This window comes from Streptomyces sp. NPDC001393, assembly GCF_053597455.1.
Genome location: NZ_JBSFIH010000005.1, coordinates 79,109 through 99,631 on the forward strand (window position 1 = coordinate 79,109; position 20,523 = coordinate 99,631).

At 69.8% G+C, this 20,523-nt stretch carries 17 protein-coding genes; 9 read left to right on the plus strand and 8 right to left on the minus strand.

Annotated features, from left to right (window positions below; all coding sequences use genetic code 11):
• Positions 1–176: 176 nt before the first annotated feature.
• The 3 genes from ACWC2T_RS08595 to ACWC2T_RS08605 are packed head-to-tail and all read right to left on the minus strand — an operon-like array spanning position 177 to position 2,198.
• A complete protein-coding gene (locus ACWC2T_RS08595; protein WP_450669665.1) occupies positions 177–1,325 on the minus strand; it encodes a cystathionine gamma-lyase in 1,149 nt (382 codons plus the stop codon).
• The gene (locus ACWC2T_RS08600; RefSeq protein ID WP_450669666.1) at positions 1,322–1,813 is read right to left on the minus strand and encodes a low molecular weight protein-tyrosine-phosphatase; all 492 of its coding nucleotides are present in this window, start codon (positions 1,811–1,813) and stop codon (positions 1,322–1,324) included. The genes ACWC2T_RS08595 and ACWC2T_RS08600 overlap by 4 nt, the downstream gene beginning before the upstream one ends.
• A 7-nt stretch (positions 1,814–1,820) precedes the next feature.
• Positions 1,821–2,198, minus strand: a complete 378-nt coding sequence (locus tag ACWC2T_RS08605; protein WP_388764235.1) for a phage holin family protein — start codon at positions 2,196–2,198, stop codon at positions 1,821–1,823.
• Between the two features lie 57 nt (positions 2,199–2,255).
• Between ACWC2T_RS08605 and ACWC2T_RS08610 the strand changes: the two genes are divergently transcribed.
• From ACWC2T_RS08610 to ACWC2T_RS08625, 4 genes are all read left to right on the plus strand, one after another.
• Complete coding sequence (locus ACWC2T_RS08610; RefSeq protein WP_384174302.1) at positions 2,256–2,573, plus strand: cupin domain-containing protein; 318 nt, start codon at positions 2,256–2,258, stop codon at positions 2,571–2,573.
• A 165-nt stretch (positions 2,574–2,738) separates the two neighbouring features.
• Positions 2,739–2,951, plus strand: a complete 213-nt coding sequence (locus tag ACWC2T_RS08615) for a DUF5326 family protein (RefSeq protein WP_450669667.1) — start codon at positions 2,739–2,741, stop codon at positions 2,949–2,951.
• Between the two features lie 219 nt (positions 2,952–3,170).
• Entirely contained in the window at positions 3,171–4,139 is a 969-nt protein-coding gene (locus ACWC2T_RS08620; RefSeq protein ID WP_450669668.1) for a helix-turn-helix domain-containing protein, read from the plus strand.
• A 100-nt stretch (positions 4,140–4,239) separates the two neighbouring features.
• Positions 4,240–4,677 carry an SsgA family sporulation/cell division regulator gene (locus tag ACWC2T_RS08625; RefSeq protein WP_388764231.1) on the plus strand — a complete coding sequence of 146 codons (438 nt, stop codon included), beginning with the start codon at positions 4,240–4,242 and terminating at the stop codon, positions 4,675–4,677.
• Between the two features lie 124 nt (positions 4,678–4,801).
• Here the strand turns inward: ACWC2T_RS08625 and ACWC2T_RS08630 are convergent, their stop codons facing one another.
• Entirely contained in the window at positions 4,802–6,292 is a 1,491-nt protein-coding gene (locus ACWC2T_RS08630) for a YibE/F family protein (RefSeq protein WP_450669669.1), read from the minus strand.
• Between the two features lie 242 nt (positions 6,293–6,534).
• Between ACWC2T_RS08630 and thiC the strand changes: the two genes are divergently transcribed.
• A complete protein-coding gene (thiC, locus tag ACWC2T_RS08635; RefSeq protein WP_450669670.1) occupies positions 6,535–8,319 on the plus strand; it encodes a phosphomethylpyrimidine synthase ThiC in 1,785 nt (594 codons plus the stop codon).
• 339 nt (positions 8,320–8,658) lie between these two features.
• Here thiC and ACWC2T_RS08640 read toward each other — a convergent pair whose 3' ends face one another.
• The 3 genes from ACWC2T_RS08640 to ACWC2T_RS08650 form a co-directional block, all read right to left on the minus strand.
• Positions 8,659–9,519, minus strand: a complete 861-nt coding sequence (locus ACWC2T_RS08640) for a hypothetical protein (RefSeq protein WP_450669671.1) — start codon at positions 9,517–9,519, stop codon at positions 8,659–8,661.
• A gap of 180 nt (positions 9,520–9,699) precedes the next feature.
• Positions 9,700–10,779 (minus strand): metallophosphoesterase, encoded by a 1,080-nt coding sequence (locus ACWC2T_RS08645; RefSeq protein WP_450669672.1) that lies wholly within the window; start codon positions 10,777–10,779, stop codon positions 9,700–9,702.
• Between the two features lie 280 nt (positions 10,780–11,059).
• Positions 11,060–12,172 (minus strand): LacI family DNA-binding transcriptional regulator, encoded by a 1,113-nt coding sequence (locus tag ACWC2T_RS08650; protein ID WP_450669673.1) that lies wholly within the window; start codon positions 12,170–12,172, stop codon positions 11,060–11,062.
• 431 nt (positions 12,173–12,603) lie between these two features.
• On the opposite strand from ACWC2T_RS08650, the gene hisC reads away from it, so the two are divergent.
• Positions 12,604–13,683 (plus strand): histidinol-phosphate transaminase, encoded by a 1,080-nt coding sequence (gene hisC, locus ACWC2T_RS08655; RefSeq protein ID WP_450669674.1) that lies wholly within the window; start codon positions 12,604–12,606, stop codon positions 13,681–13,683.
• A 13-nt stretch (positions 13,684–13,696) separates the two neighbouring features.
• Here the strand turns inward: hisC and ACWC2T_RS08660 are convergent, their stop codons facing one another.
• Positions 13,697–14,074, minus strand: coding sequence for a cyclophilin-like fold protein (locus ACWC2T_RS08660; protein WP_450669675.1), 378 nt, complete (start codon positions 14,072–14,074; stop codon positions 13,697–13,699).
• Between the two features lie 209 nt (positions 14,075–14,283).
• On the opposite strand from ACWC2T_RS08660, the gene ACWC2T_RS08665 reads away from it, so the two are divergent.
• Genes ACWC2T_RS08665 through cydD form a run of 3 tightly spaced genes read left to right on the plus strand, consistent with a single transcriptional unit; the run spans position 14,284 to position 20,475 of the window.
• Positions 14,284–15,792 (plus strand): cytochrome ubiquinol oxidase subunit I, encoded by a 1,509-nt coding sequence (locus ACWC2T_RS08665; RefSeq protein WP_450669676.1) that lies wholly within the window; start codon positions 14,284–14,286, stop codon positions 15,790–15,792.
• A 15-nt stretch (positions 15,793–15,807) separates the two neighbouring features.
• Positions 15,808–16,827, plus strand: coding sequence for a cytochrome d ubiquinol oxidase subunit II (gene cydB, locus ACWC2T_RS08670; RefSeq protein WP_450669677.1), 1,020 nt, complete (start codon positions 15,808–15,810; stop codon positions 16,825–16,827).
• 60 nt (positions 16,828–16,887) lie between these two features.
• Positions 16,888–20,475, plus strand: coding sequence for a thiol reductant ABC exporter subunit CydD (cydD, locus tag ACWC2T_RS08675; protein WP_450669678.1), 3,588 nt, complete (start codon positions 16,888–16,890; stop codon positions 20,473–20,475).
• Positions 20,476–20,523 lie beyond the last annotated feature (48 nt).

Sequence of the window (20,523 nt, forward strand, 5' to 3'; positions counted from 1 at the left end):
GGCAGGCCCCAACTATAAATAAGTCGATAGGTCTCTGTCGCTAGCGTGATTGGACACTGACACAGAGTCAACTAGCCTTGGTCGCGCGGTTCTTCGCGCGCAGGAACCGCAGACGGTCCGAGCCACGAGGGGGGAGGCTCGGACCGTCGTGCGCTGTCGGCCCGAAGGCCACGGACTCACTCGGCGGACTCGTCCAGGGCCCGCAGCACGTCGGCGATCAGGTCCTCGGGGTCCTCGGCGCCGACGGACATCCGGATGAAGCCTTCCGGCACCGCGTCCCCGCCCCAGCGGCGGCGCCGCTCGGCCGTGGAACGCACCCCGCCGAAGCTCGTGGCGTCTTCCACCAGGCGCAGGGCATCGAGGAAACGCTCAGCACGCGCGCGTGTGGGCAGCGTGAAGGAAACCACGCAGCCGTAGCGGCGCATCTGCTGCGAGGCCGTCTTGTGCGAGGGGTCGTCGGGCAGTCCGGGATAGCGCAGGCCGGACACCTCGGGCCGCTGCCTCAGCGCCTCGGCGACGGCGAGGGCGGTGGCGTTCTGCCGGTCGACGCGCAGCTGGAGCGTGGCGATGGACCGGTGCGCGAGCCAGGCCTCCATGGGACCGGAGATCGCCCCGACGATCTTGCGCCAGCGTCGTACGCCGGCCATCGCCTCGGGGTCACGGCCGGCGACATAGCCCAGCAGCACGTCACCGTGGCCCGTGAGCTGCTTGGTGCCGCTGGCCACGGCGAAGTCGGCGCCCAGCTCCAGCGGGCGCTGCCCGAGCGGGGTCGCGAGGGTGTTGTCGACGGCCACCAGGGTCCCCTGCGCGTGGGCCGCCGCCACCAGCCGCCGGATGTCGCACACGTCGAGCCCCGGGTTCGACGGGGACTCGATCCACAGCAGCCGGGCGCCGTCGAGAACCTCCAGCTGGGCGTCACCGCCGGTGGGGGCGGTGCGCACCTCGACGCCGTACGCCTCCAGCTGGGCGCGGACCAGCGGCAGCACCTGATAGCCGTCGGAGGGCAGCACGACCGCGTCCCCGGCGCGCAGCTGGGAGAACAGCACGGAGGAGATCGCCGCCATGCCGGAGGCGAAGACAAGCGTCTCGACGTCGTCCCGCCCGGGCGCCTCCAGCTCGCCGATGGCCCGCTCCAGCAGCGTCCAGGTCGGGTTGTCGTCACGGCCGTACGAGTACGGCCCCGTCACCTCGCCCGGCAGATGGAAGTGCGCCGCGAACACCGGCCCGGGCAGGGTCGGCTGGTGCTTGACCGGCTCGGGCAGTCCGGCGCGCACCGCGCGCGTGCCGTCGCCGGTACGTCCCTGGTCCCTGCGGGTGTCGCTCATGCGGCCCGTCCTTCCAACTGCTCGCGTACGGCGGCGAGCAGACCGACGCTCGCCGCCTCCACCATCTCAAGACACTCCTCGAAACCGTCCCGGTGTCCGTAGTACGGATCCGGTACGTCGAGGTCGTCACCGGCGGCGGGATCGTACGAGCGCAGCAGCCGGACCTTGCGCGCGTCCTCCTCGGTGGGCGCGAGGCGGCGCAGGGCCTTGAGATGACCGGCGTCGAGGGCGATCACCAGGTCGAGCCGGGAGAACCAGGAAGGCTCGAACTGGCGTGCGATGTGATCGCTGTCGTAGGCGTGCTCCTGGAGGACCGAGACGGTCCGCGGGTCGGCGGGCTCGCCCTCGTGCCAGCCGCCGGTGCCGGCGCTGTCGACTTCCACCCGGTCCTCGAGGCCGGCCTCCGCCACACGCGCGCGGAAGACGGATTCGGCCATCGGGGAGCGGCAGATGTTGCCGGTGCACACGAAGCAGACGCGGTAGGTCATGGTGCGCTCAGTCCTCGTCGGGCAGGACGACGTGCAGCGCCCAGGAGACGACGGAGACGATCAGACCGCCGACGACGGCCGTCCAGAAGCCCTGCACATGGAAGCTCAGGTCGAGCTTGCCGCAGACCCAGGAGGTCAGCAGCAGCATCAGCGCGTTCACGACCAGGGTGATCAGGCCCAGGGTCAGGATGAACAGCGGGAAGGTGAGCACCTTCAGGATCGGCTTGACCAGCCAGTTCACCAGGCCGAAGATCAGTGCGACGACGATCAGCGTGCCGGCCTTCTTGGCCGTGCTGTCACCCGTCAGAGTGATTTTGTCCAACAGCCACACGGCGACCGCCAGGGCGCCCGCGTTGGCGATCGTCTTGACTACGAAATTCTTCATGTGTCTGATCGTGGCAGACCCGATCGGAACAGAGCAGAGGCGAGGGCGACAGCGGCGATGAAGGCATTCCGGCTGGACGAACTGGAGGCGGAGCGCGCCGCCAACGAGGGGGCCTACCTTCAGTTCCTGCGGGAGCGGAACATGTCCGTCGGCCTCTACGCTCTCAACGCGGGCGAGCACGACCCGCAGAAGCCGCACAACCAGGACGAGGTGTACTTCGTCGTCAGCGGCCGGGCGTCCATCACGGTGGGACCGGAGACGACCGAGGTGGCGCGGGGCAGCGTGGTCTACGTGCCGGCCGGGGTCGCCCACAAGTTCCACCACATCAGCGAGGACCTGAGGGTTCTGGTCGTCTTCTCTCCGCCCGAGGCGTGAGCCCGGACCCCGGGGTTCCCTAGGGGACGGGTCAGGGGAGGACAAGGGGCGCGAGGCCCCCGCGGGACCCCTCGTCGGCCCTAGCATCGAGTGCAGAACATCAACGCCGTACGCGAAAAGGGCGTACGAGCACTCAGACGTACGAGAAGGCAGAGGACGAGGGCGATGCGAGAGATCTTCGCGGGACTTCCGTGGTGGGTGAAGTGGGTCGCGGTGCCGGTCATCGCCCTGGTCGTGTTCGGTGGCCTGATAGCCACGGTGCTCACCATCGTGATCGGCCTTCTCTTCAAGGCACTGGTCTTCGTCGCCCTGGTCGGCGGACTGATCTACATCGTGCGCAAGTTCATGTCGAACTCCTCGTCGCGCAGCGACTGGTGACGGACCCGGGGACCGGTGACGGCAACGGCACCACCGGTTCCCGGCAAGGCGATCCCCGGTTTCCCTCGGGCGAGGGAAGTTTCCCCGTGAGGCCGTCTGCGTGCGGCGGCGGACGATTAGAGTCCGGAACTCCCGCGGGGTCCGGCCCCGCGGGCGGCGCAGACCCCCTCCGTGCTCTTCCTCCGCACGGACTGCCCCCTCGCGCTCCGGGAGTGACCCTTGGCCACGGTTGACACCGCACCGGCAGAACCGCACGCACCCCGCACCCCACCACGCTCCTGCGCACCCCCCACGCAGCGGCCGCCCTCCCTCGCGGTCCCCGGACAGCCGCACCCCGCCGACGCGCCCGGACCTCCGCACACGATCGGCATCCCCGGACCACCCCACCCCACGGACGCCTCCGGGCCACCGCACCGCACGGAGGCCCCCGGCCCGCCCGGCGCCGCGACGCTCATCGGTTCCGTCCAGCGCGCCATGCGCCTGCTGGAGACCGTCGCCACCCATGTGTACGGCGCCCCCGCCAAACAACTCGCCCGCGAGACCGGCCTCGCCCTCCCGACGACCTACCACCTGCTGCGCACCCTGGTGCACGAGGGCTATCTGCGGCGCGAGAAGGGGCTGTTCTTCCTCGGCGACGCGGCCGAACGCCTGGGCAGCAGCGGAGCACAGCAGAAACGTCGCAGCTCGGTGGCGGACACGCTCGCCCACTGGCGAGACTCCATCGGCGTGCCGGTGTACTACGCGATGTACCGGGACGGCGAGATCGAGGTCATGTGCGTCTCCGATTCCCCCGAGGCGCCGGCGGTCGAGGAGTGGGCCGACTTCCGCGAGACCGGCCACGCGCACGCCATCGGGCAGTGCCTGCTCTCCCAGCTGGACGAGGACGCCCGCCGCGACCACCTTGCGCGCTATCCCGTGCAGTCCATCACGCCGTACACGGTGCGTGACAACGATGCCCTGTTGCGGCGGCTGGCCCGGATGCCGCGCATGGAACCGGTGGTGGAGCGTCAGGAGTACGCGCTCGGGACGGTCTGTGCGGCGGTCCCGATCACGGTCGGCACCACCGTCGCCACGATGGCCATGTCGCTGCCCGCCCACCAGTCCGACCGTCTGCTGCCGGCGGCGCGCCGACTGCAGACGGAGCTCGGGCGGCACCTGGGAACGCTCGCCCTCTCTATCAGTATCTGAAAACTTACTCCTTGTGATCTGCCGTGTACGTTCAGCAAGATTTGACCACGGTTACAGGGATCGATCCCGGCCGGTCGACGTCCATACGACGGGGTAGACGATGCGCGAGTCCGTACAGGCAGAAGTCATCATGAGCTTTCTCGTGTCCGAGGAACTCTCCTTCCGCATCCCGGTGGAGTTGCGCTACGAGACCAGTGATCCCTATGCCGTGCGGCTCACCTTCCATCTGCCCGGTGACGCCCCGGTGACCTGGGCGTTCGGCCGCGAGCTGCTGATCGACGGCGTCGGTCGGCCGTGCGGGGAGGGGGATGTGCACATCGCTCCCGCCGACTCCGAGGTGCTGGGCGAGGTGCTGATCAGGCTTCAGGTCGGCGGCGACCAGGCCCTGTTCCGTTCCTCCGCGCCGCCGCTCGTGGCATTCCTGGACCGCACCGACAAACTCGTGCCGCTCGGCCAGGAGGGTGCGCTGGCCGACTTCGACGCCCATCTGGAAGAGGCCCTGGACCGCATCCTGGCCGAGGAGCAGAGCGCGGGCTGAAGGGTTGGGGCAGGAGCACGGGAGCTCCGCTGTGGCGCATGGACCTGTGCAGGAACGCTTCTGCGCGGGGAGTCGAGTGCGGTCACCGGCGGGCTCACCGCCGATCGCGTCGACTTGACGGGCCCTACCGCTTCCGGCGTCGCCCCCGGCCGCCGCGTGCCGGGGCGGACTGTGCCCCGGCCTGTGCGGGGATGCCCGCGCCGGGGCGGTCGGCCGAGACCACCAGGGCGGCGAGGAGCGTGGTGACCGGGACCGAGGCGACCAGGCCGATCGAGCCGACCAGTGTGCGCACGATCTCCTCGGCCACCAGCTCGCTGTTGGCCACGGTCCCGACGCCGCTCTGCGCGATCGAGAACAGCAGCAGCAACGGCAGTGCGGCGCCGGCGTAGGCGAGGACGAGGGTGTTGACCACGGAGGCGATGTGGTCGCGTCCGATGCGGATGCCCGCGCGGTACAGCCCGCGCCAGCCCATCGCCGGGTTGGCCTCGTGCAGCTCCCAGACGGCCGAGGTCTGGGTCACGGTGACGTCGTCGAGTACGCCGAGCGAGCCGATGATGATACCAGCCAGCAGCAGGCCGCTCATGTCGATCGACGGGTACAGACCGTGGATCAGGCCGGTGCTGTCGTCGGTGTTGCCGGTCAGCGCGGCCCAGCCGATGAACTGCGAGCCGAGGATGCCGATCAGCAGCAGTGAGACCAGCGTGCCGAGCACGGCCACCGAGGTGCGGGCCGACAGGCCGTGGCACATGTACAGGGCGATCAGCATGATAGCGCTCGACCCGATCACCGCCACGAGCAGCGGATTCGAACCCTGCAGAATCGCCGGCAGGATGAACAGGGTCAGCACCAGGAAGCTGACGGCCAGTGCGACGAGCGCCATCACACCGCGCAGCCTGCCGACCACCACGACGGCCAACGCGAAGATCCCCGCAAGCAGCGTCATGGGGAACTTCCGGTTCACGTCAGTCACCGAGTACTGCAGGTCCTTCGGCGCCGAGGGCTCGTAGGCGGCCACCACCTTCTCGCCCTGGTGCAGTTGCCGGGTCTGGTCCGGCTGCACGATCTCGGTGAACGTACGGCCCGTGTCCTTGCCGGTGTCGACCCGGACGGTCGCCTTCTTGCAGCTTCCCTTCGCCGTCTGCTCCGCCGAGGCGCCCTGGGCGGCGGAAGAGGTGCCACCGATCGCTGTCCCGCCCGAGGCGTTCACCGAGCTGCAGCTCACCTCGACGACCCTGGTGACCGTGGCTTGCTGGGTCTCCCGGTCGAAACCGACGCCACTGCGCTTGTGCGGAGGAGCTCCCCCGGGCCAGAGCACCACCACGCCCGCGACCACCGCCACGGTGAACGGGACCAGGATCGCGGCGATGACCTTGCGCAGATGCCGGGATACGGGGGCGGCGGGCCCATGGCCGTGGCCGTGGCTGTGACCGGTTCCGTGGCCATGGTCGTGCACCGGGGTGTGTCTGTGGCTGTGGCCGTGTACCTGACGGTGGCCATGACCGCGGCCGGCGTCAGGGCCACCTTCCCGCTCGGGGGCGTGGTCGTCGCCCTGCCCCGAGCCTGGTCGGTTGTGCGGCTCTGGCGGCCGATACGGGTACTGCTGCATCCGGGTCACCGCCAGATCATCGCAACAACGGTAGGGGGCCCACTGTTCACCGCGCCACAGATGACGCTAGCGTGGAGGCACCTTTGCACACGCGGGAGCTCGGAGCACCGGGCTGAGAGGGCGCTGACCTCCGTACGCGCGATGTTTCACGTGGAACAAGCGATGTTCCACGCGGAATACCGGGAGACGGAAGCCGCTGCGTCGACCGCCGAACCTGTTACCGGGTAATGCCGGCGTAGGGAGTAGGTCTCATGACCAACAAGGACGCACGCACGCCTGCCTCCGCTCAGGACGAGAAGTCCCAGGAGGCCGGGAAGTCCATCGGATGGCACAAGGCGTACGTCGAGGGTTCGCGCCCCGACCTGCGCGTGCCGGTCCGCCAGGTGCACCTCACCAACGGGCAGTCGGTCACGCTGTACGACACGTCCGGCCCGTACACCGATCCACTCGTCGACACCGATGTCCGCAGGGGCCTGCCGCCGTTGCGGGAGAACTGGATCATCGCCCGCGGTGACACCGAGGAATACGCGGGCCGTCCCGTCCGTCCCGAGGACGACGGGATCAAGCACACCTCGCCGCGCGGTGGGCTGCGCAATCTGGACGCGGTCTTCCCCGGACGGCCGCGTCAGCCGCGCCGGGGCCGGGGCGGCGAGGCGGTGACGCAGCTCGCGTACGCCCGTCGGGGCGAGGTCACGCCGGAGATGGAGTATGTGGCCATCCGGGAGAACGTCTCTCCCGAGGTGGTCCGCGAGGAGATCGCGGCGGGCCGGGCGGTGCTGCCGGCCAACGTCAACCACCCGGAGATCGAGCCGATGATCATCGGTAAGCGGTTTCTGGTGAAGGTCAACGCCAACATCGGCAACTCGGCGGTGACCTCCTCCATCGAGGAGGAGGTGGAGAAGATGACCTGGGCGACCCGCTGGGGTGCCGACACGGTCATGGACCTCTCCACCGGCCGCAACATCCACACGACCCGCGAGTGGGTGCTGCGCAACTCCCCCGTCCCCATCGGTACCGTGCCGCTTTACCAGGCCCTGGAGAAGGTCGACGGCAAGGCCGAGGAACTGACCTGGGAGATCTACAAGGACACGGTCATCGAGCAGGCCGAGCAGGGCGTGGACTACATGACCGTCCACGCGGGTGTCCGGCTGCCGTACGTGCCGCTCACGGCCAACCGCAAGACCGGAATCGTCTCGCGCGGCGGCTCGATCATGGCCGCGTGGTGCCTGGCGCACCACAAGGAGTCGTTCCTGTACGAGAACTTCGAGGAACTCTGCGAGATTCTCGCCGCCTACGACGTCACGTACTCGCTGGGCGACGGCCTCCGACCGGGGTCGATCGCGGACGCCAACGACGAGGCGCAGTTCGCGGAGTTGAAGACGCTCGGGGAACTCAACCGGATCGCCAGGCGTTTCAACGTACAGACGATGATCGAGGGCCCGGGACACGTCCCGATGCACAAGATCAAGGAGAACATCGACCTTCAGCAGGAGATCTGCGATGAAGCGCCGTTCTATACGCTCGGTCCGCTGACCACGGACATCGCGCCGGCGTACGACCACATCACCTCCGGCATCGGCGCCGCGATGATCGCCTGGTGGGGCACGGCGATGCTCTGCTACGTCACGCCCAAGGAGCACCTGGGGCTGCCCAACCGTGACGACGTCAAGACCGGCGTCATCACCTACAAGATCGCCGCGCACGCCGCCGACCTCGCCAAGGGCCACCCGGGCGCCCAGGAGTGGGACGACGCACTGTCCGACGCCCGCTTCGAGTTCCGGTGGGAGGACCAGTTCAACCTCGCTCTGGACCCGGACACGGCGCGGGAGTTCCACGACGAGACCCTGCCGGCCGAGCCCGCCAAGACCGCCCACTTCTGCTCGATGTGCGGGCCGAAGTTCTGTTCGATGAAGATCTCCCAGGACATCCGTCGCGAACACGGCGGCAGCCGGGCCGAGATCGAGGAGGGCATGGCCCAGAAGTCGAAGGAGTTCGCAGAGGCGGGGAACCGGGTGTACCTGCCGATCGCGGACTGAGTCCGGCCTACGGCGGTCCGTGCCACCGGATGGCTTGAAGCCGACCGGCAGCAGGGACCGCCCGACCGCCGCGCGTCGTGCCACGGTGCTGGGCCGGATCGATGACGGGATGCGGGGCCTGGGCGACGCACCCGAATGCGCCGCGGAGGATCTGCCGGACTGCCCGCTGAAGGCGCTTCGCCATGCGGGCGGTGCCGGTCCGGGCGTCGCAGTCTTCAGCCTCTGGTACTGAACGGCACGATGCCGACCGGGCGGGACGACCGGAACGGCGGCACACCGGTGGGCCGCCGGGTCGGGCCCGCGTCGGTCGGGGCGCGCGCCGTGTTCTGGCCGGCGGCGTCACTCGGGCCGGTGCTCCGGGCCGCCGAAGTCCGGGCTTGTGTAGTCAGGGCTGGTGAAGCTCGGCCGGCCGGACTGGGTTCCGTCGTCGGGGCTGCTGAAACCGGGGCGGTCGTACCCCAGGCGGGGCATGCGGCCGCGCGGGGCGGGCGGGGTCGTGCGGTGCAGGGGGGCCGGTCCCGGCTCGGCGAGCGCTTCCGTGAGGAACGGCAGGATGCCGCGCTCCAGCAGGGCGTCCTGCCAGGCCTCTCTGGCGCTGTCCAGTTCGCGGTGTGCCGCGTCCAGGGCCCGGGCCTGCGGTGAGTTGCCGTTGCGCAGGGCCGTGAGGAGCAGTCCGACCGCGGCGACGAGGATCGCGGCCGCGGTCACCGCGCCGAACACCCACCCGGCGGTGAGCATGGTCTGCGCGAAGGCCTGCCCGGGGCTGAGTGTCTTCAGGATGTAGCCGACGAGCAGGAAGATCGCCGCGGCGGTTCCGGAGAGGACGGGAGCCAGTACAGCGATGACCGCGACAGCGCCCGCGCCGGTGCTCTCGGCCGACTCGCCGACGGCGGTGACGAGCCCGGTGGTGGCCGAACTCTGGTCGACGGCAGCGGAGTCACCCGAGACCGCGGGGGTCATCGCCGGCTGACGCAGTTCCTGGCGGAGCTTGACATAGTGCTGGTATTCGGCCGCGGCGGCGGCCGTTATCAGTGCGGTGGCGTTGAGCGCCATGGTGCGCAGTTGTTCGGGATTGAGCCGCTGTCCGACAGCGGCCAGTTCCGGCCGCCGTGGTGCGGAGCGCAGCGCCTCATCGAGGAGCCGCTCGAAATCCTGGCGGTCCTCGCTCTGCAGGTGCTGCGGAACGCTGTTCATGTGCATCCCCCGATGCTCCGTAGGGCTTGGGGCTCGCACGCCGGCGAGCCGTCGGGCAGAAACGGAGGGGAGCCTGCTACGGATAAGCCGATGGTAGAGCCGTGACGGCACACGGTGACAGGGGGTTGCCGGAAATTGCCCCCCGGCCTGCGGGTACTCCGACGGGGAGACGTGCCCCGGGAACGCTCAGGTGGCCAGGGGGAGTTGCCGGACCAGTAGCTTTCCGGCCATGGTCACCCCGCCGTCCATCGCGATGGCGAGCCCGTCGGCGTAGACGTGCGGACCCGCCACGACCGGGCCGGAGCCCTCCTCGCCGTCCTCGGAGCCGACCTCGCCGAGCAGGTAGGGAATCGGGCTGTGACCGTGAACGATGCGGGTGCCGCCGTACGTATCGAGGAGGGAGCGCACGGCGTCGGCACCGCCCTCGTCGCGGAAGGAGAAGCGCTTGGTGAACTTGCGGAACAGGTCCCAGCACTCGTCCGCGTCGTTGCGGGTGAGGGTCTCGCGGACGGTGTCGTTGACCGCCTCGATCGAGTCGCCGTAGTCGAGGTAGGCGGTGGTGTCCGAGTGCACGAGCAGATAGCCGTCGACCTCCTCGACGGCGTCGAGGCGGGCCATCCACTGCAGATGGTGGTCCTGGAGGCGGTCCATGTCGGTCTTCTGACCGCCGTTGAGCAGCCAGGCCGCCTGGAAGGTGGCGGTGCCGGCACCGGAGTTGACGGGGGTGTCGCCGAACCGCTTGGCGCCCAGCAGCAGCAGTTCGTGGTTGCCCATGAGGGCCTTGCAGTAGCCGCCGGCCGCGGCGGCCTCGGCGGACAGCCGCATCACGAGGTCGATGACGCCGATGCCGTCGGGTCCGCGGTCGGTGAAGTCGCCGAGGAACCACAGCCGGGTGGTGCCGGCGCACCACTGGCCGGAGGCGTCGATCAGCCCCTGTTCCTGCAGTGCGGTCACCAGTTCGTCGAGGTAACCGTGGACGTCTCCGACGACGAACAGCGGTCCTGGGCCTGTTGCGGGCTGCGGGGCCGGGGCCGCGGGTGCCGTCTCGACGGACACCTGGACCGTCTCCGTCCGGTTGACGACGGGAAGATCGCGCTGGGTGGGGGTGTAGCCGTCGGGGTACGCCTCGTCGGCCGACGGCGCGGTGTCGCCCGGGTGGGCGGTGCGGACGTACGGACCGGTCTCGTGGACGTATGCAGGTACCCGGAAGTCGCGCAGCGTCGCCGTCCGCTCCACTTCGGGTCCCTGACCGGCCCCCTGAGTCATCAGACCCCTCCACCATCGCGCCGCATCTGCACCGCTTCGGACTGCCTGGTCGCAGCGGTCCGCGGTGTCGTGGGCCCATCATAGGAATGCGGGTCGCGCCGTGTGATGACCCAGGGGTGGTGAATCGGAACAAGACTCCAGTTCACCGCGGCTTTCGCCCCGTTTGGGCAGGTGTTCGGCGGGCTCTGTACCGACCGAACACCCGGCCCGCCGGTCGCCGGCCCGCCGAGCCCCCTCTCGCGGTCGTGCGCTTACGGGGTGAGCGCCCCGCTTTCCGGCGCTATCTCTCGTCGGGCGTCCGCGGCGGGCTGACCGTCGTGCGCGGCGGGCGCCGCTGCGAGGAGGTGCGCACGATCAGCTCCGTCGGTATCACCTGCTCGACCGGCTGGTCCGACTCCACGCCCTCGATCGCGTCGATGAGGAGCTGGACCACCGCCGTGCCGATGCGGCGGGGCTTCAGGGAGAGCGTGGTGATGGGCGGCTCGGTGCTGGCGTACACCATGGACTCGCTGCAGCACACGAGCAGCAGGTCGTCCGGGACACGCAGCCCGTAGCGGCGGGCGGCGGCCAGCAGGTCGGTGCCGTTGGGGTCGAACAGGCCGTAGACCGCGTCGGGCCGGTCGGGCCGGGCGAGCAGCCGGTCGGCGGCGACAGCGCCCGCGCACGGGTCGTGCGCCGGGTAGGCCTCGTAGACCGGGTCCTGGCCGACGCGTTCGCACCAGCGCAGGTAGGCGGTGGTGGACAGGTGGGTGTACGTGTCCGTCGTCGTGCCCGTGAGCAGGCCGATGCGGCGGGCGCCGGCGTCGGCGAGATGGTCGAGGATGCCGAGGACGGCGGCCTCGTGGTCGTTGTCGACCCAGGCCGTGACCGGCAGCGAGCCGGCCGGGCGGCCGTCGGAGACGACCGGCAGTCCCTGCCGGACGAGCTCGCTGACCACCGGGTCGTGATCGGACGGGTCGATGACGACCGTGCCGTCCAGGGCGACGTTGGACCACACGTCGTGGCGGGAGGTCGCGGGGAGGATCACGAGGGCGTAGCCGCGGGCGAGCGCGGCCGAGGTGGCGGCCCGTGCCATCTCGGCGAAGTACGCGAACTCCGTGAAGGTGAAAGGTTCATCCCCGTACGTCGTCACGGTCAGGCCGATCAGACCCGACTTGCCGGTACGGAGGGTGCGGGCGGCGGCCGAGGGGCGGTATCCCAGCCGGTCGGCTACTTCTCGGACATGGCGCCGGGTGGCGTCCGGGAGCCGGCCCTTGCCGTTGAGGGCGTCGGAGACGGTCGTGATGGAGACTCCGGCGGCGGCGGCCACGTCTCTGATGCCCGCCCTGCCCGGCCGGCTGCCTCGACGTGAGGTTTCCGCGCGGCTCACCTGGTGCTTCCCTGCTGCTGTCATGGCGAGCCGATAGTAGGGCTCATGTGGTGGGGTAGTGCGGACGCATATGCACGCGTTGACAGGCACGTTTCTGCATGGTCATACACCGTCAACTACCTTAGAAATACAGGTAGTTGAACGATCCTGTGGCAGGACGTCATGTGGTGACGCGTATGGACCTGCCAAGCAGCCGATGTTTCGAAGAGGTCTCAACTCACCTGCACGAGGGATGCGCGCTACGGCGCGAGCCACCGGCGCATAGATATATGTACGGCGCGCCCCCTGAAACGTACGCCTTCGTACAGTGATGCCCCGGGATGGCGCCGGGTGGGATGGGGCTCACGTTTTGCAGGGCCGCCACCTGTACGCACCAGGGCCGAATCCTCATAAGGTGAGGAGTATTGGAAGCTGGCGGCGTCGACGGTCCGCCGGTGGTCGCGAGGAGGACTGCGGTGAGCGAGACGAGCCCCAAGCTGCGCGCCGAGCTGGAGGGTATCCCCACCTACAAGCCGGGCAAGCCTGCCGCGGCCGGCGGGCCGGTCGCCTACAAGCTGTCCTCCAACGAGAACCCGTACCCGCCACTGCCCGGCGTGATGGAGAGCGTGACGGCGGCTGCCTGCGACTTCAACCGCTACCCGGACATGGCATGCACCGGGCTGATGGCCGAGCTGTCGGAGCGCTTCGGCGTCCCTGTCTCCCACCTGGCCACCGGCACCGGCTCGGTGGGCGTCGCCCAGCAGCTCCTCCAGGCCACCAGCGGCCCCGGGGACGAGGTCATCTACGCCTGGCGGTCCTTCGAGGCGTACCCGATCATCACGCAGATCAGCGGCGCCCGGTCGGTGCAGGTGCCGCTCACGCCCGGCGATGTGCACGACCTGGACGCGATGGCGGACGCGATCACCGACCGTACGCGTCTGATCTTCGTCTGCAACCCCAACAACCCGACCGGCACGGTGGTGCGGCGGGCCGAGCTGGAGCGGTTCCTCGACCGGGTGCCCGGCGATGTCCTGGTGGTGTTGGACGAGGCCTACCGCGAGTTCATCCGCGACCCCGAGGTTCCGGACGGCGTCGAGCTGTACCGGAACCGGCCCAACGTCTGCGTCCTGCGCACGTTCTCCAAGGCCTACGGGCTCGCCGGGCTGCGCGTCGGTTTCGCGATCGCCCATGAGCCGGTCGCGGCGGCGCTGCGCAAGACGGCGGTGCCCTTCGGTGTCAGCCAGCTCGCGCAGGAAGCGGCGATCGCCTCGCTGCGGGCCGAGGACGAGTTGCTCGGCCGGGTCGGCTCGCTGGTGTGCGAGCGCACGCGCGTGGTCGACGCGCTGCGCGCCCAGGGCTGGACGGTGCCGGAGACACAGGCGAACTTCGTCTGGCTGCGGCTGGGGGAGCGTACGGTCGCGTTCGCTCAGGCCTGTGAGCAGCACGGGGTGGTGGTCCGGCCGTTCCCGGGCGAGGGTGTGCGGGTGACGGTCGGTGAGACCGAGGCGAACGACATCTTCCTGAAGGTGACGGAGGCGTTCCGCAAGGAGCTGTAGCCCGGCGCGGGCTCTACTCCTCGATCAGTTCCACCCGGATGGGGTCGCCGTCTCGTACGGTCGCCAGAGCGCGGGCGTCCCCGTCCAGGCTTCCCAGGACGTTGCACGGGCTCGCGAGGCGGCACTCGTCGCCTCGCGAGATCGGCGTGGGGCCATAGGGGAGGGCGAGCGCGTCGCCGTCCGTCCAGAAGGCCACCGTGCCCGGCTCCACGACCTGCCGGGCGTCCGTTTCACGTGAAACAGAGACACCTGTGTCGAAATAGACCTCCTCGCCCCATGTGCAGGCGCTGGAGGTGAGGGGCAGCGCCTTGCCGAGGGCCTGTGCGGTCGGGGTGTCTGCGTCGAGGGTCGCGGTGATGTTGCCCGCGGGCCAGGAAATACGTATCTGCATGGCATGCAATTCAACAAGATGTTGAATTCGCTGCCAAGGTCTTGACGTTGTGGCAGTACGGCCACCCCGGCCTACCGGGCCGAAAATCAGTGCGTCATAATGGCTTGTGAATGTGAACGCGTTCACAAGCGCGTCCCGTTTGCCCTGCATGTATGCGACAAGCGGGGCAAATCGCCGCTGTACCACGGCGTAGTAAGGAGAGTGACGACGTGGACCTGGCCCTGGCGCCGGAAACACTGGCGCGCTGGCAGTTCGGCATCACCACCGTCTACCACTTCCTGTTCGTCCCGCTGACCATCTCCCTGGCCGCTCTCACGGCCGGGCTGCAGACGGCCTGGGTACGTACGGAGAAGGAGAAGTACCTCAAGGCGACCAAGTTCTGGGGCAAGCTCTTCCTGATCAACATCGCCATGGGTGTGGTCACGGGCATCGTGCAGGAGTTCCAGTTCGGCATGAACTGGTCCGACTACTCGCGCTTCGTCGGTGACATCTTCGGTGCCCCGCTCGCCTTCGAGGCGCTGATCGCGTTCTTCTTCGAGTCGACCTTCATCGGCCTGTGGATCTTCGGCTGGGACAAGCTGCCCAAGAAGATCCACCTGGCCTGCATCTGGATGGTCTCGATCGGCACGATCCTGTCGGCGTACTTCATCCTCGCGGCCAACTCCTGGATGCAGCATCCGGTCGGCTACAAGATCGACAAGGCGAAGGGCCGGGCCGAGCTGACCGACTTCTGGGCCGTGCTGACCCAGAACACCGCCCTCAGCCAGGCCTTCCACACTCTGTCCGCGGCCTTCCTGACCGGCGGCGCCTTCATGGTGGGCATCGCCGCCTACCACCTGACCCGCAAGAAGCACATCCGCGAGATGAAGACCTCGCTACGGCTCGGCCTGATCACGGTCGTGATCGCCGGTCTGCTCACCGCGGTCAGCGGCGACACCCTCGGCAAGGTCATGTTCAAGCAGCAGCCGATGAAGATGGCGGCGGCCGAGGCGCTGTGGGACGGCCAGAAGCCGGCACCCTTCTCGATCTTCGCGTACGGCGACGTCGAGAAGGGCCACAACACCGTGGCCATCGAGATCCCGGGCCTGCTGTCCTTCCTCGCCAACGACGACTTCACCTCGTACGTCCCCGGCATCAACGACGTCAACAAGGCCGAGCAGCAGAAGTTCGGCCCGGGTGACTACCGGCCCAACATCCCGGTCGCCTTCTGGGGCTTCCGCTGGATGATCGGCTTCGGCATGGCCTCCTTCGCCATCGGCCTGGCCGGACTGTGGCTGACCCGCAAGAAGTTCATGCTGCCGCAGCATCTGCGGGTGGGTGAGGACGAGGTGCCGCATCTGGTGCTGTTCAAGAACAAGGCGCTCAGCCCGAAGCTGACGACCTGGTACTGGCGCGTCACGATCTGGACCCTGGCCTTCCCGTTGATCGCCAATTCCTGGGGCTGGATCTTCACCGAGATGGGCCGCCAGCCGTGGGTCGTCTACGGCGTCCTGCAGACCCGGCATGCGGTCTCTCCCGGTGTTTCCCAGGGCGAGGTCCTCACCTCGATGATCACCTTTACGGCGCTGTACGCGATCCTCGCCGTGGTCGAGGTCAAGCTGCTCGCGAAGTACGTCAAGGCCGGCCCGCCCGAGCTGACGGAGGCCGACCTCAACCCGCCCACGAAGATCGGCGGCGACACCCGTGACGCCGACAAGCCGATGGCCTTCTCGTACTAGGCCGGGGGAACAGTCATGCAACTTCACGACGTATGGTTCGTCCTGATCGCCGTCCTGTGGACCGGCTACTTCTTCCTGGAGGGCTTCGACTTCGGGGTCGGCATCCTCACCAAGCTGCTGGCCCGGAACCGGCCCGAGCGGCGGGTTCTGATCAACACCATCGGGCCCGTCTGGGACGGTAACGAGGTATGGCTGCTCACGGCCGGCGGTGCGACCTTCGCCGCGTTCCCGGAGTGGTACGCCACCCTGTTCTCCGGCTTCTATCTGCCACTGCTGGTCATCCTGGTCTGCCTGATCGTCCGGGGCGTCGCCTTCGAGTACCGGGCGAAGCGGCCCGAGGAGAACTGGCAGCGCAACTGGGAGACGGCGATCTTCTGGGCCTCGCTGATCCCGGCGTTCCTGTGGGGCGTGGCCTTCGCGAACATCGTGCGGGGGGTCAAGATCGACCAGCACTTCGAGTACGTCGGCAGCGTCGGGGACCTGCTCAACCCCTATGCCCTGCTCGGCGGCGTGGTCACGCTCACCCTGTTCACCTTCCACGGAGTAGTCTTCACGGCGCTCAAGACCGTGGGGGACATCCGGGTGCGCGCACGGAAGCTGGCTCTGTGGGTCGGCCTCTGCACGGCCGTCGTGGCGCTCGGTTTCCTGCTGTGGACGCAGGCCGACAGCGGTGACGGCAAGAGCCTGGTGGCGCTCGTCGTGGCGGTCGCTGCCCTGGTGGCTGCGCTGGTGGCCAACCAGTTCGGGCGCGAGGGATGGGCGTTCGCGCTGTCCGGCCTCACCATCGTGGCCGCCGTGGCGATGCTCTTCCTTTCGCTCTTCCCGAACGTGATGCCGTCCACGCTCAACGGGGACTGGAGCCTGACGGTCACCAACGCCTCGTCGAGCCCCTACACCCTGAAGATCATGACGTGGCTGGCGGCCATCGCCACGCCTCTGGTGGTGCTCTATCAGGGCTGGACCTACTGGGTCTTCCGCAAGCGGATCGGCACGCAGCACATCACTCCCGACGCCGCGGCCGGCGCCGCGCACTGAGTCCGTCGAGGGTGTGTTTCACGTGAAACACACCCTCCTGGGCCGAAGGGCACGTTCCACGTGAAACCAATCGATCCACGCCTGCTGCAGTACGCCCGTGCCACGCGTTTCTTCCTCGTGGCGGTCGTCGGCCTGGGGGCCGTCGGTGCGGGGCTGGTCATCGCCCAGGCGATGCTCATCGCCGAGGTCGTTGTCGGCGCGTTCCAGCACGGGCAGTCCGCCGCTGAACTGCGCACTCCCCTGCTGCTGTTGGCCGCCGTGGCCGTGGGCCGGTCGGTTGTCGCGTGGCTCACCGAACTCGCCGCCCATCGGGCGAGCGCGACGGTGAAGTCCGAGCTGCGAGGGCGTCTCCTCGACCGGGCGGCGACACTCGGTCCCGGGTGGCTGGCCGGGCAGCGCACCGGTTCGCTGGTCACGCTGGCCACGCGGGGGGTCGACGCGCTGGATGACTATTTCTCGCGCTATCTGCCTCAGTTGGGGCTCGCGGTGGTCGTGCCGGTGGCTGTGCTGGCGCGGATTGTCACCGAGGACTGGGTTTCGGCGGCGATCATCGTCGGCACCCTGCCCCTCATCCCGCTCTTCATGATGTTGATCGGCTGGGCGACCCAGTCCCGGATGGACCGTCAGTGGCGGCTGCTGTCCCGGCTGTCGGGGCACTTCCTGGACGTGGTCGCCGGACTGCCCACGCTGAAGGTGTTCGGCCGGGCCAAGGCGCAGGCCGAGTCCATCCGCCGGATCACCGGCGAGTACCGGCAGGCCACCCTGCGAACCCTGCGGATCGCCTTCCTGTCCTCCTTTGCACTGGAATTGCTCGCCACACTGTCGGTCGCCCTGGTCGCGGTGACGATCGGCATGCGGCTTGTGCACGGTGGCATGGATCTGTACGTCGGCCTGGTGATCCTTGTGCTGGCGCCCGAGGCGTACCTTCCGTTGCGGCAGGTCGGCGCCCAGTACCACGCGGCGGCGGAGGGGCTGGCTGCGGCGGAGGAGATCTTCAGCGTGCTGCAGACACCGGTTCCGGCATCCGGTACCGGCGCCGTGCCGGCGGGCGCCGTGGCCTTCGAGGGGGTCACCGTCCGCTACCCCGGTCGCTCGGACGACGCGGTGACGGACGTGTCCTTCAGTATCGAGCCCGGTGAGACGGTCGCGCTGGTGGGGCCCAGCGGGGTGGGCAAGTCCACGCTGCTCAACGTGCTGCTCGGGTTCGTCTCGCCCAGCCAGGGGCGGGTGCGGGTCGGGGGAGCCGATCTCGCGGAACTCGATCTGGAGGACTGGCGGTCGCGGATCGCGTGGGTTCCGCAGCGGCCGCATCTGTATGCCGGGACCATCGCGGAGAACGTGCGGCTGGCGAGGCCCGAGGCGGACGAGCGTGCCGTACGGCGGGCGCTGCGGGATGCGGGTGCGCTGGAGTTCGTGGACGCGTTGCCCGAAGGTGCGGAGACCGTGCTCGGGGAGGACGGCGCCGGGCTGTCGGCGGGGCAGCGGCAGCGGTTGGCCCTTGCCCGTGCCTTTCTCGCCGACCGGCCCGTGCTGTTGCTGGACGAGCCGACGGCCTCGCTGGACGGGGAGACGGAAGCGGAGGTCGTGGCGGCGGTGCGGAGGCTGGCTGCCGGGCGGACGGTGTTGCTTGTGGTGCATCGGCCGGCGTTGCTGGAGGTTGCCGATCGGGTGGTGCGGCTGGAGAGCGGGGAGTTGTCGAGCGCCGAGTTGTCGAGTGTCCGGAGCTGCAGCCGGCCTGCCAGGGGGCTCCCCCTGGACCCCCGACCTCGCCCACCCGCCACGCGACTCGGTGGGCTGGAAGGTGGCCCTGCGGTCTCTGGGCTCGGTGAGCTGGACAGTGGACGCTCGGTCTCTCGGGTCGGTGGGCCGGAAAGGGACTCCGGCGGGGCCGGGTGGGCTCGGCGGGGGCTTGCGCGGGTTCGTGCGCTTGCCGGGCCGCAGCGAGGGCGGCTGGTGTTGGCGTCGCTGCTCGGCGGCCTCGCGCTCGGCAGTGCCGTCGGGCTGATGGCGACCTCGGGATGGCTCATCTCGCGGGCATCGCAGCAGCCTCCGGTGCTGTATCTGATGGTGGCCGTGACGGCCACGCGGGCCTTCGGGATCGGGCGGGCGGTGTTCCGCTACGCCGAGCGGCTGGCGTCGCACGACGCCGTGCTGCGGATGCTGGCCGACACCCGGGTGGCCGTGTACCGGCGGCTGGAGCGGCTGGCGCCGGCGGGACTCCGGCACGCCCGGCGCGGCGATCTGCTGACCCGGCTGGTCGCGGACGTGGACGAGCTCCAGGACTACTGGCTGCGCTGGCTGCTGCCCGCGTCGGTCGCCGTCGCCGTCTCCGTGGCCTCCGTCGGCTTCACGTTCTGGCTGCTCCCCGAGGCCGGCGCGGCCCTCGCGGCAGGACTCGTGGCGGCCGGCGTCGGCGTCCCGCTGGTCACCGCGACCGTGGCCCGGCGGACCGAGCGACGGCTGGCCCCGGCCCGGGGCGCCCTCGCCACCCGCGTCACCGACCTGCTCACCGGCACCGCCGAGCTGACCGTGGCCGGTGCGCTGCCCGCCCGTACGGACGCGGCCCGGCAAGCCGACGGCGCCCTCACCCGGATCGCCTCACGCGCCGCCGCCGTGACCGCGCTCGGCGACGGGCTCACCGCGCTGATCTCCGGCCTGACCGTCACGGCGGCCGCGCTGTGCGGAGCGCAGGCGGTGGCCGCAGGACGGCTCGGCGGCGTGGCGATGGCCGTGGTCGTCCTCACTCCCCTGGCCGCCTTCGAGGCCGTACTCGGGTTGCCGCTCGCCGTGCGCCACCGGCAGCGGGTGCGGCGGAGCGCGGAGCGCGTCCACGAGGTTCTGGATGCTCCGGAGCCCGTGCGTGAGCCCCTGCGGCCCCGGCAGGCGCCCGCCTCGCCGTTCCCGGTGGTGGTCAAGGGGCTGGCCGCGCGGCACGAGGAGCAGCGGCGGGAAGCGCTGGTCGGCTTCGACCTCACCCTGGAGGAGGGGCGGCGGATCGCGGTGGTCGGGGCGTCCGGTGCCGGCAAGACGACCCTCGCCCAGGTGCTGCTGCGCTTCCTCGACCCGCAGGAGGGCTCGTACACGCTCGCCGGTGTGGACGCGTACGCGCTGGCCGGTGACGACGTACGGCGGCTGGTCGGACTGTGTGCGCAGGACGCGCACATCTTCGACAGTTCGGTGCGCGAGAACCTGCTGCTGGCCAGGAAGGACGCCACCGAGGCCGAGCTGCGCCGGGCGCTGGACCGGGCCCGGCTGCTGGACTGGGTGGACGGGCTGCCCGACGGGCTGGACACGCTGGTGGGCGAGCACGGGGCCCGGCTGTCCGGCGGTCAGCGGCAGAGGCTGGCACTGGCCCGCGCCCTGCTGGCCGACTTCCCCGTCCTGGTGCTCGACGAGCCCGCCGAGCATCTGGACCTGCCGACCGCCGATGCGCTGACCGCCGATCTGCTGGCCGCCACTCAGGGACGTACGACGCTGCTGATCACGCACCGGCTGGCGGGACTGGAGGCGGTGGACGAGGTGATCGTGCTCGACGCGGGCCGGGTGGTGCAGCGGGGCACCTACGCGGAGCTTCTCGCGGTGGACGGGCCGCTGCGGGCGCTCGCACGGCGGGAGGCGGAGGCGGAGTCGCTGGTCGGAGCGCGGTGACCGGGTGCCGCGCACGCCTCCGCACCGGTGCGGTGACCGTCACCCCGG